This is a genomic window from Arcicella lustrica (assembly GCF_034930985.1).
GTDB classification, from domain to species: domain Bacteria; phylum Bacteroidota; class Bacteroidia; order Cytophagales; family Spirosomataceae; genus Arcicella; species Arcicella lustrica.
This window is the reverse complement of sequence record NZ_JAYGIM010000011.1, coordinates 196,737-208,559: the sequence shown is the minus strand read 5'-3', so window position 1 is coordinate 208,559 and position 11,823 is coordinate 196,737. Positions and strand designations below refer to the sequence as shown.

10 protein-coding genes are annotated in these 11,823 nt (G+C 35.1%); 7 read left to right on the top strand and 3 right to left on the bottom strand.

The annotated features are described in order from the left end of the window. The first annotated feature begins 413 nt into the window (after positions 1-413). The 6 genes from VB798_RS15325 (at position 414) to VB798_RS15300 (ending at position 4,620) form a co-directional block, all read left to right on the top strand. Positions 414-770 (top strand): hypothetical protein, encoded by a 357-nt coding sequence (locus VB798_RS15325; RefSeq protein ID WP_323259841.1) that lies wholly within the window; start codon positions 414-416, stop codon positions 768-770. A gap of 365 nt (positions 771-1,135) precedes the next feature. Then, on the top strand, positions 1,136-1,498 hold the full coding sequence (locus VB798_RS15320; protein ID WP_323259840.1) for a VOC family protein: 363 nt from the start codon (positions 1,136-1,138) through the stop codon (positions 1,496-1,498). 142 nt (positions 1,499-1,640) lie between these two features. Beyond that, complete coding sequence (locus VB798_RS15315; protein ID WP_323259839.1) at positions 1,641-2,495, top strand: helix-turn-helix domain-containing protein; 855 nt, start codon at positions 1,641-1,643, stop codon at positions 2,493-2,495. 74 nt (positions 2,496-2,569) lie between these two features. Next, positions 2,570-3,061 carry a hypothetical protein gene (locus VB798_RS15310; RefSeq protein ID WP_323259837.1) on the top strand — a complete coding sequence of 164 codons (492 nt, stop codon included), beginning with the start codon at positions 2,570-2,572 and terminating at the stop codon, positions 3,059-3,061. Between the two features lie 414 nt (positions 3,062-3,475). Then, positions 3,476-4,327 carry a VOC family protein gene (locus tag VB798_RS15305; protein WP_323259835.1) on the top strand — a complete coding sequence of 284 codons (852 nt, stop codon included), beginning with the start codon at positions 3,476-3,478 and terminating at the stop codon, positions 4,325-4,327. Positions 4,328-4,482: 155 nt separating this feature from the next. Then, positions 4,483-4,620, top strand: coding sequence for a hypothetical protein (locus VB798_RS15300; RefSeq protein WP_323259833.1), 138 nt, complete (start codon positions 4,483-4,485; stop codon positions 4,618-4,620). A gap of 77 nt (positions 4,621-4,697) precedes the next feature. Here the strand turns inward: VB798_RS15300 and VB798_RS15295 are convergent, their stop codons facing one another. The 3 genes from VB798_RS15295 to VB798_RS15285 form a co-directional block, all read right to left on the bottom strand. Continuing rightward, entirely contained in the window at positions 4,698-6,650 is a 1,953-nt protein-coding gene (locus tag VB798_RS15295; RefSeq protein WP_323259831.1) for a RagB/SusD family nutrient uptake outer membrane protein, read from the bottom strand. An 18-nt stretch (positions 6,651-6,668) separates the two neighbouring features. Continuing rightward, complete coding sequence (locus VB798_RS15290; protein ID WP_323259830.1) at positions 6,669-9,818, bottom strand: SusC/RagA family TonB-linked outer membrane protein; 3,150 nt, start codon at positions 9,816-9,818, stop codon at positions 6,669-6,671. A gap of 761 nt (positions 9,819-10,579) precedes the next feature. After that, on the bottom strand, positions 10,580-10,891 hold the full coding sequence (locus tag VB798_RS15285; RefSeq protein ID WP_323259828.1) for a winged helix-turn-helix transcriptional regulator: 312 nt from the start codon (positions 10,889-10,891) through the stop codon (positions 10,580-10,582). Positions 10,892-11,032: 141 nt separating this feature from the next. On the opposite strand from VB798_RS15285, the gene VB798_RS15280 reads away from it, so the two are divergent. Beyond that, a complete protein-coding gene (locus VB798_RS15280) occupies positions 11,033-11,788 on the top strand; it encodes an SDR family NAD(P)-dependent oxidoreductase (RefSeq protein ID WP_323259826.1) in 756 nt (251 codons plus the stop codon). Positions 11,789-11,823: the final 35 nt, after the last annotated feature.

Below are 11,823 nucleotides of genomic sequence, written 5' to 3'. Positions count from 1 at the left end.
TCAAAATCTTAAAGAGCGTCCCGCTCATACAATGTATCAGGGATAAATATTCCTTTTGCCTTTAAATATTTTAATATATTCAATAAGCCCTTTCGTGCGTGAGGCTCTTTATTGTTTTAGGTCTTAGGAAACTATAAGACGAGTTCAGGATCTAATAATAGCTTTGTTTATATCTATTACTTAGTTTTAGGGAAAAAACAGCAAACATGCGTATGTTTACGAGTTATAGGCATGTTTAAAAAACGACTCAGCGGATAGACGTGAGAGCCTCCAAATAATTGTTTGGACAGCTCTTGACTGTTTGACAAATTCTTAATATTGCAATTCAAAAGTGGAGACCAGCGACCACACAAAAAACGGGGCAACATCGAAAAGCCAGATGAGTAGAACAGTTTAACAGAATACATAATAAAATGAAAATAACAAAATTTTTAACGACACTTATTCTTGCTGGGCTATTTGCAATTACATTAAATGGTTGTAAAAAGTGTAAGGACGAAGACCCACGGGCAAGAATTATAAATAATGGAACACAAAAAGCAAGTGTTCAAATTAAAACATCCGGTGGAAATACTGTGAATATCAACAATGTCGACTCAGGCACATCTTCCGCTTACAGCAGTTATGCGGCAGGACTAACAACATTTACTATTAAAGTAAACAACATCGATTATGTTAAAACTGTTGAAATGAGCAAATGTTACGAGTATGACATTGCTATTGACAATAATAACAACATTACTTCAACACCAGTTGACAGAAACAACTGATAACAAACCTGCTCATAACAATACCTTTAAGAAATTGGCGGTTCAGTGGTTAGAACAGAAAGCTTTGAACATTAAGAAGTCTAAATATCGTTCGATTTGAAGATTTTGGAAGAGCAGGTTTTGCCTGCTTTTTTTGTTTTTTGAGGCTTTAAATGTCCCTATTTTGTCATCTTAAAAATAGTTTGTAATTTATGAAAAGATAGAACTTTGAAAAGCCAAAAGCTAGAGTAGCCGTCCGCCAAGATTAAGTTCAACATTGGTTTTGCAAAATGGTGGCTGAAGTGCTTATATGAAACATTTGTACGACACCCGACTGAAAATAAAGTAATCTGACCATTGTTAATGACAAATAAAATTAAAGCAATATGAATTTTACAAAATTAATACCCAGTGTATTTTATACAGATATTTCAGACGGACTTAAGTTATTTGTTGACTGTCTAGAATTTACAATTGCACACAAAGATTTAAATACTTCACAACCTTATTGCGTATTAAAAAAAGACGGAATAAGCCTAATGCTTTTTCAAGATGAACAATTAGCCAAAGAACATAATCCAGAACTAAGGCTTGCAACGGATAATATTGAAGAAGTTTATGCAAAAGTATCTAAATCACATCCTTATCTACTTCATCCCAATCTTGACAAAGTTACAGTTAGACCTTGGGGTGCAAAAGAATTTGCGATTGCAGACAATCAACTCGGTATTAGGTTTCAACAATGGTAATAATTAGAGCCTGAGATAAATAACGAACTGGTAAAATGGGTATTGGGCAATAGTCAAGCTGACAGTTGTAAACTCAACATTTATAATTCTATTGGCATTATTGCAAATGTTGGGCTGACGTTATTTAAATATTAATTTAAAGATGGTAACCAATTATAAAAAAATCGACTTGTTCGGAAAATCATTTCTTCAAAAGATAGCGTTAAAACCGCCTTTTCGATTTGATTTTCCCGTAAATGAACAAGCCTGTTTTTTATTTGTGAAAGAAGGCGAATTTCAATATCAATTTGATAGTGAACAAAGGAATATTCCTGCCAACTATTCGTTGTTTCTAAATTGCATCAAATCCGGAAAACGAATACAAAACGCAAATTCAGAAAATGTTTGTGAAATCGTAATTGTTACTTTCCACCCAGAGATTTTAAAGCAGGTGTATAATCGTGAATTGCCGTCACTGCTGCAGGCGCCCAAAAACATTATTTCAAATAAATCCAGCGAAAAAATTAACAATGATTTTTTAATTCAAAAATACATTGAAGGACTTTTATTTTACTTTGAAAATCCGTCTTTGGTAAATGAGGATATTTTGGTTTTAAAATTAAAGGAAATTATACTCTTACTTTCTCAAACAAAAAATGCCGAATCTGTACAAGTAATATTATCACAACTTTTTTCGCCAACAACTTACACTTTCAAACAGATAATTGAAGTAAACTTATTTTCACAGCTGACACTTGAAGAGTTGGCAGACCAAACTAATTTAAGCTTGTCATCATTCAAAAGAGAATTTTCGAAACTTTACAACGATACGCCTGCTAATTATATCAAGACAAAAAAACTTGAAAAGGCCGCTAAATTATTATTAGCATCAAACGAACGTATTAGCGAAATTGCCTTTACTTGTGGTTTTAATGACTTAGCAAACTTTACCAAAAGTTTCGGAGAAAAATACAACATGACACCGACCAATTATCGTCTGAACCAAATTGCCAAATAGTTGAGCTAATTCGCAAAATCATTCCTATTTTTTCATCGCACATTTGTAATGTTAATTCAAATCAAAAATAAAAAATGGGACTTTCTAATTTAGGTATTTTTCATACCATCATTGGCATTATTGCCATCATTGCTGCAATTATTTCATTCAGAAAAAACGGAAAAATAGGTTTAGAGCAACCTTCAGGCAAAATTTATTTTTACGGAACCATCGTTACGTCACTTACATCATTGGGTTTATTGAAACACGGTTTTAATCCTGGTCATGTTTTCGCCTTATTTATTGTGGCTTTGGTGGCGGGAGCTTATTTTCTTCACAGCAAAAAACAGGGAAACAATAAAAGCCGATATTTTGAAAATTTCCTTCTTTCGTTTAGTTTTTTCTTGTCGTGGGTTCCTACCATTAACGAAACTTTTACCCGTGTTCCAATCGGACATCCTTTGGCAAAAGCATCAACAGACCCGGTTATCGGAATAACACTTCTTGTATTCTTATTGCTATTTATTATTGGTTCTGTTTACCAATTTCGTCATCAACGGAAAATTAATAGCGCTATCAATAGCTAAATCACAAAAGCCGCAGCCACCAATAACTAAGGTACCATAATAAAAAGCGAGCAATTTTTAGATTATTTTTCTAATTTCGCTCCTTCAAAGAGGAGACATACTTCAGTAGTAATCTACCTTGTATAATGCCAGCTAGTCTGGCATTATACATTTATTTTTAACTTGCTTTTGCTAAAGATACAAGAATCTGAGAGGGTGTTTACTATGCGCTAAAATGTTAAAGAGCGTCCCGCTTGTACAATTGTATCAGAGATAAATATTCCTTACGCCTTGAAACATTTTAGTGTTTTCAATAAGCCCTTTCAAACGTGAGGTTCTTGCTTGTTTTAAGTATTAGGGAATTCTATTAAAATTTAGGAGTAAAATCTACTAATATTAGGTTAGAAAAACCTTAGCGACAATTTCAGACAGGCCATGCGAATCTTAATAACAATATTCATTCTGATATATTTTGTTAGTGCTACAAACGGGCAGATACCAAGCCCAAATTTTATTTCAATTGACCACATTCCAATTGCAGTAAAGAATTTAGATAATTCAAGAAAAGAGTTCTCAGATTTACTTCATTTTAAAGTAAAAAATGGCAAGGAACACGAGGGCATTAAGAATTATTTTATAAAATTTGAGGATGGAACATACCTTGAATTCACTACTCCAATCGATAGTTTACAAACAATCGGGAAGTATTATGCCGATTTCTTGAAAAATAGGCAAGGTGGAACATCATTAGCAATAGCTGTCAAGAGTTCTGACACACTGATAAATTATCTAAATGCTCAATCTATTGTGTATAATATAGATAGCAATAGAATATGGAAAACGATTGAACCCAAAGGTTTTGAGCTTTTTTTTATAGATTACGCTGACAAACAATGGAGAGACAGTAAAACCAATACTACCCATTTGAATACTGCCTCTTCTCTAAAATCTGCTTATATCCTATCTCCTGATATAAATACAGATGTGAAAAAGTATAAATTATTCGGTTTTAGTGAGCTAAAAAAGGGTAGTTTTCTAAACATTCCTTACAGGCACTTGATAATAGGAGATAGTCATTTATATCTATTAGAAGCATACAAGTCAAAAAAAATAACCCGATTTCTCAATCAGCAAGATTTGATAGGAATCTGCGGATTTGAAATTAAAGTAAAGGCATTAAGTACATTGAATAAACTACTTGAAAAGACTGATCGGGTAATAATTGATAAGAATCGCACAATAGTTTATTTACAAGACCTAAATTTATTTTTTGTTTTTACCGAGTAATGGGATAATAATTAAATACTCGTAGCAACTCAAACTAATTATAACTTGTTTCCTACACCCCGCTATTCAAAGTCCTAATTAGCAAAAGCAAGGTTCTGGGAAAACATAGTAATACTTCTTTCAATGAAAAACAGAGACATTTGTTCAATAAATTGATGAGAAATTTTGAAGAAAAACTTACTTCTGCTAAATGGGCAAAAATAGCAAAATGTTCAGTAGATACAGCTCTGAGAGATATTCAAGATTTAATGACAAAAAAGGTTTTGCAGAAAGAAAATGTGGAGACAAACTAAAAGATAAATCATCCCGAATTTTGGACAATTGTTGCCAAAATTCGGGATGATTTATGCTTATATACCTTTATACCATTTTAGTACCCAGCATTCTGCATCGCTTGCTTTTGTGCTGGACTTAATGCTGAACCATTACTGTAAATCGCATCAAGGAAGGTTTGAGGAATAGGTCTCAATACATGATAATCCTTGATATATGTTACTGCTTCTGGGTTATAAGCTTTTGCTCTTGCTACAAGCGTCTTGGTTCTACTTAAATCTTCCCAGCGGTGGAATTCTCCACAAAGCTCTCGGGTTCTTTCGTTTAATACCAAACACAACAGTTTATCATAAGTAGATGTATAGCCTAACTTATTAATCACCGCTACATCTTGGGCAGGTAAATTGCTTGCACTCTGAATTTCAAGCGCTGTTGCTTCACTTGTCGTTGCAATATTATTCGATTCATAATATGAGTTTTCTGTCATGTATGAATTCAAATCTGGATTCGGAACTAAAGCAGATACGACATAAGCCGCAGCACCATCTGTATAGAAAGATCTATCTTCGCCAGCTTTGTAAGCAGCTCTTTTTCTAACTGCATTGATGTAAGGTAAAGCTGCATCAAAAGACCCTTGTCCAAGATTAGCTAAACGAATCTTGGCTTCTGCTGCCATTAAATATGTCTCTGCTGATCTTGCCAAAATCTCATCTCTTGTTCCTCTGGTTTCATTAATAGCCAAACGTGCTCCATCAAAATGTTTACTTAACGATGGAAATCTTACATCTGTCAATAAGCTTTTACCGTCTGAAGCATGTGCCACAAATACAGATGGTATCGTCTTTTTCGTTTTTGAATACACAATTTCATCTACATACTTGGTCTTTGTAAAACGGGTATCACTTGGACTATTGATGACATACATTATTCCTAAATCACCATTCACATATTTACCACTTCCTTTGTTGGTTCTGTGCTTAGTTCTAAAACTCTTCCAGAATCTTGAATCATTTACTTGGTCAAATACATCGTAAGTAAAATACGTTGGGGCTAAACGGCTGTAGGGTCTCATTCCCGTTAAATCTCTTTGCATATAAGGCATGTCGTCGTAACGTGCAGTAAACACAAGATGGTTGAAATTGAAATTCGTAGCTGTTAAATCTCCCGTGAACTGAGCTGATAGAATTAATTCAGATAAAGATTCATTCGCTCCATTTGGTTTATTATAAGCCCAAATATCCCCAAAATTTGTTGCTAATGGATGTCTGGCAATTACTTCATCTGAAAGACTTACCACTTTGGCAAGGTCCGCTGCTTTCGTGGATGTATTCCAAGCATCATTAATTTCACTCGCTCTTGAAAGATAGGCTTTAGCTAAATAATGTGCCGCCGCATCTTTGGTCACTTTTGCTGGTGAAGCACCTGTATTATCCAATAATTCATAGGCTTTCGTTAAATCATCAATAATCTGAGCATATACTTTATCCGCTGTAGCACGAGTGAACTCTAGTTCTACCGAAGTACTCACCGTCAATTTAATTGGAACCCCTCCATATTGACGAACCAATTTAAGATAGTTAAAGCCTCTGAAAAAATACCCTTCTCCTAATGCCGTTTTCTTAATCGCATTATTGGTTGAAGTAATTTCCGTAGCAGATTTGATAATCTGATTGGCTAAACCAATCCCAATATAATAAGTATTCCATGCCGCATCCGCTGCAACTGTATTGGCGTTTGAAACCGTAACAATTGATTTCAAACCTCCATCATAATTATTCCAAGTACCATTTGAAGCGTCTCCACCTACATGAAATTCATCTGTACCATAATTGGTCGTACTAAACTGCATTTCGGTACTGAAAGGTACACTCAATACCTGATTGTAAGTTCCTACCACTAAGGATTGAATCCCAGCCTCTGTATCATAGTAAGCCGAACCCCTTCTGGTGGTAAGTTCTTCATCAAGAAAGGTATCATTACAGGAGATATTCGCAAAAGTTGCGACCATGAAAAATCCTGCTTTTATATATTTTAGATATGTCTTATTCATTTTGAATTTGTTAAAACGTTAAAAATCAACATTGATACCCATTGAGAAACCCTTGTTCCAAGCTGAATTTCTTAGGTCCATGTCTATCCAGTCGATGTTATTGAAGATCATTCCTGGGTTCAATGCTTGGAAGTAAACTCTCGAATGGCTTAAACCAATGCTTTTTGAAAACTTATCAGGTAAATTATAACCTAATGAAATATTTCTGATTTTAAGAAACGAACCATCTTTGTAGCCTAAAGTCAAAGAATAAGGGTCGCCAGTTCCTGCTGTATAAATTGGCTTCTGATAGTCGGAATTGGTGTTTACTTCAGTATAGTAATTCACTACACGTTGGTTGAAACGACCTGTAAGACCTTCACCACCTGTATTAAATAAGTAACTTAATCTTCCGTACAAGAATATTGAAAGAGAAAAACCTTTGTATTCAAAGTTGTTTGTCAAACCAATCAAGAATTTAGGAATGGTACTACCAATGATTACTCTATCATTATTGGCATCAATTTTATAGTCTCCATTTTGGTCAACTGGTCTTGATAATCCTGCTGAAAAGTTCTGACCATTTGCATTAAACTTAGCCATTTCTGCTTGGTCTGTTCCTTTCCAAATGCCGTTTGATTGATAGCCATAAATAACCCCTTGGCTTTGTCCGATAAACCAATTGTTATTAATATCATCTACTTTTCCATTAGCCAATGTTACAATATGATTATCCTGCCAAGAACCATTGAAAGTAGTACTCCATTCAAAGCCTCCTTTACTAAGGTTTACAGTATTCAAAGTAAGGTCAATCCCTTGGCTGGCTGTTTCACCTACGTTCGCATAAGTATTAACAAAACCAGTGACCGATGGAATCGTCTTCAACAACAATAAATCTGTCGTACTAGAAGTATAATAGTCTAAACTACCCGTAACTTTTCTCTTGAAAAGAGAGAAATCAATCCCATAATTGAATTGGGTGGTTTTCTCCCAAGTTAAATCTTGGTTGGCTAAAGTCGTTAAGTTCACTACTCCAGAAGTAATCGTTCCTCCGAAGGGATAGAAAATAGGACTCAAACCTCCTTTTGTTGAATATGGGTCAATCGCTGAGTTACCTGTAACTCCCACTCCTGCTCTTACTTTTAATAAATCAACCCATGTCAGATTAGACATAAAACCCTCATTATTCAATCTCCAACCCAAAGCAGTACTTGGGAAAAATGCCCATTTATTACCTTCTGATAATTGAGATGCTCCATCATAACGTCCTGAAACGGTTACTAAAAATCTATTATCAAAATCATAGTTGATACGACCCATGTAAGAAAGGATTTGTCTTTGTACCAAGTTTGAATTCCAAGAGGTCAATGGTAAGTTGCTCGTTGACAAAGCATTCCATTTTTGGCTTGAAAAAGGAACATTATCTGCTCCCATACTACTTTGCTCATAGTCATATCGGGTCTGAGTTTGAAGAGCAGTAATACCAATTTGGTGCTTATTGTTTAAGGTTTTATTATACGTTAGCATGTTGTCTAAGGTATAAGACATCGTTTGGTCTTTAATCAAAGCCGCATAACTTGAGCCTGTTCTTACGACAGAATTAGCATCAAGATATACTCCATCTCTGTTCACTGAAATATCTGGACCAAAATTGACACGAAATTTCAAACCCTCTAATGCTTTTGTGAAACCTCCAAAATTAAATTCTGAATAGAAACTACCGAAAGCTCTTAAATTAATCCGTTGATCTTGAGAATAATTTTCTTCATTCACAATCGTTTTAACAGCGTCATCTCCACCCGGTAGTTCTACTCTTTTTCCTGTGGCATCAAATGGAACGGCATAACTAAAAATAGCTCTTGAACTTTCATAAAGTCCTGCAGTATTTACGTTATTGTTTCTACCCACAGTTGACTGCCCAAATTCTTGTACAGAATAAGCTGTATTCAACGTTCCTCCCATCGAAAACCAATCCGTGGGCTTTATATCAATACTCAATTTCCCTGAATAACGCTTATAACCTTGTCCTTTTACTGTCCCTTGATTATCCAGATAACCAAATGAACCATAAGCTTTCATTTTTTCACTACCGCCACTAACACTCAATGTATGTTGAGCCGTTAATGAGGTTTGCGTTATCATCCCTACCCAATCCGTAGTTTCTACTTTTGAGCCATCCCATGTTCCGCCAGCCCAGCCTTTTTGGATATTTGCCCAAGCGGAAGGGTCTGAAGTACCAAGAAAAATATCTTTATCATTCGCCTGGGTAGGTTGGTCTCCACGAGGAAAGACCGCTGGATTTGCATAATACTTTGACCAACGTCGGTAATCAATATACTGACCTGCATTCATTAGCTCAGCCCTGTTCTGCAAGGTTTCTGTTGTGTATGCAGTATTATAACTCAGTGTGTATTTACCATTCTTACCTCGCTTAGTCGTAACAATAACAACACCATTAGCTCCTCTGGAACCATAAATAGCCGTTGCAGAAGCATCTTTTAGTACGTCTATCGACTCAATATCGTTGGGATTGATATTCTCGATACCACCAGAAATCAAGGGAATACCATCTACAACATACAAAGGCGAATTCGAAGCTGTAAGTGAACGAACTCCTCTAATAGAAACACTACCAACAGTACCAGGACGTTCGTTTGATGAAATATCTACCCCAGCAGCTTTTCCTTGTATTCCTTGCAAGGCATTACTAACAGGTCTTTGATTAATTTCTGTCGAACTTACACTAACAATTGAACCTGTAACATCAGATTTTTTTCGCTCGCCATAACCGACTACAACTACTTCTTCTAGTGCCTTAATATCATTTACAAGAATAACGTTAATCACTGTACGTGAGCCTACAGTTACTTCTTGGGTTTCATAACCCGTCGAAGAAATCACCAATACCGTATTACCATCTGGCACATCTAGTTTGAACGAACCATCGGCAAGCGTTATAGTCCCCTTAGCTGTGCCTTTTATCTTAATCGTTACACCGGGCAGTGCTTCGCCATCGCTACTGGTTACTTTACCGCTAACGGATAAAGCAACTCCTGATTTGCTTGTCAACCTTTTCGAATTGACCAAATCAACACTTTTGCTAGGGACAAGATGTACTTTTCCCTGAACTTGAGTATAGCCACTAGCTAACGCCATCAGCACACTCACATTTAGTAATTTTTTAAGCATCAAATTTATATTTTAAAAAGTGAAACAGTTTTAAAAAGACTCAAATACATGATTTATTTAATATTTTTTTGTCTTTTTTGTAAAAGTATTCTCTTGAAAATACTCAACCTTCATGGGGCGTCCTGTAAAAATGGATGTATATTAAAACCTAATACATTATTCATTAAATACAGAAAAAACTTTATTTATTTCAAATATGCAATTTTCAAGAGGTTACATTTATGCCTCTTTGATTCGTATTTTGTAATATTTCAAGCTTTCTCTTCAATCAAAAAATAATCATCCTCCAAACAAATAAAAGCCACCAACCCAACAAAGAGATGGTGGAGATACAACTTATTATTTTCAGAAACAGGATGAAATCTATTGCATTTGCGTGTCATCCATCGTTGAGGAATTATTACTTTTCTTGAATAAGCTCATATTCATTTTCTCGAATCTAATAGAAAAATTCAGGTAAACGATTTGCGGCTTTGTGATTCTGTATGTAATACATAATTACGAATACCAGTATTGTCATTTACAATTAATAGTAAGAACAAATCGGTAGATTCCTCTACCGATTGAGTTGTAATTGCAGGTACTTTTTCTTTTTCAAGAATCCTTACTTTTTACCGCCACATAGCGGAATTAATTCTTCGGTCGGGCGTGAATTTAAAGATATTTGATAAGTATCAAAAAGTGACTATTCCTGTCTTTTGCTCTTGATTCGTAGCAATCATTCTGAAAAAAGCCTTTATCACAATTCATAAACAGAAATACTATTTCCCAATTATCTCCAAACGATGTTTTATGCCCCAATCCGTCAGGTTATTGATGATTGTTTGCAAAGATTTACCATGTTCAGTAAGCTGATATTGAACTGTAATGGGTTGTGTATCCAAAACGGTTCGTGTTATCAACTTGTTGGTTTCTAATTCCTTTAGTTCTTTACTCAACATTTTGTTAGAAATGCCCACTACATCATTCAGAATATCCGAAAAACGCCTCTTATTATAAAAGCAGATAGACGAAATAATGGATATTTTCCATTTGCCATACAGTACATCCATTGAGTCCTGAATAGCCATCATATTTTTTTTGTTTTGTAAACACTGATTTTCTTCCATAAGTTACTTTGTTACTTGTAGGTTACTGTTACTTTTAGTTACAAAGTTACAACAATATACAAAAGAGCCATAGCTTTGCATCGTAAACTTTAAGAGAATTAAAAAATGAACAAATTAGAAAACAAAGTAGCCTTTATTACAGGTGCTTCCAAGGGAATAGGTGCAGCGATTGCAACGCATTTCGCTGCTGAAGGTGCAAAAGTGGTTGTAAATTACGCATCAGACAAAAATGGAGCTGAAAAAGTAGTAAAAACGATAGCAGATAATGGTGGTACTGCAATTGCTATTCAAGGTGATGTATCAAAAACCTCAGATATTGTGAAACTTTTTGAGGAGACTAAAAGTACTTTTGGCACTTTAGATATTTTGGTAAACAATGCAGGTGTTTATCCAGCAGCCTTTATTGAAGACGTTACTGAAGAAACATTCCATAAACTATTCAATATTAATGTATTAGGCTCAATTTTGGCAATTAAAGAAGCTGTTAAGTTGTTTGGAAATGCTGGTGGTGTAATTATCAACATTAGTTCTGGAGTTAGTACAACACCACTACCAATGATGGCGGAATATTCGGCAACAAAAGCTGCATTAGATGCTATTACTATTGCTTTATCAAAAGAATTTAGTGGAAGAAATATCCGAATCAACTCGCTTTTACCGGGTGGAGTAGAAACCGAAGGTACAAGAGCTGCAGGTATTACAGGTAGCGATTTAGAAAAAAGCATCATTGCCAAAACACCACTAGGCCGCATTGGGCATCCTGACGATATTGCCAAAGTAGCTGTATTTCTTGCTTCAGACGATTCTGCTTGGATTACTGGTGAAAAAATTACAGTTGCTGGTGGTTTGTACGGTTTATAAAAAACCTAATGTAAATTTGAAGCCACAGGTATATA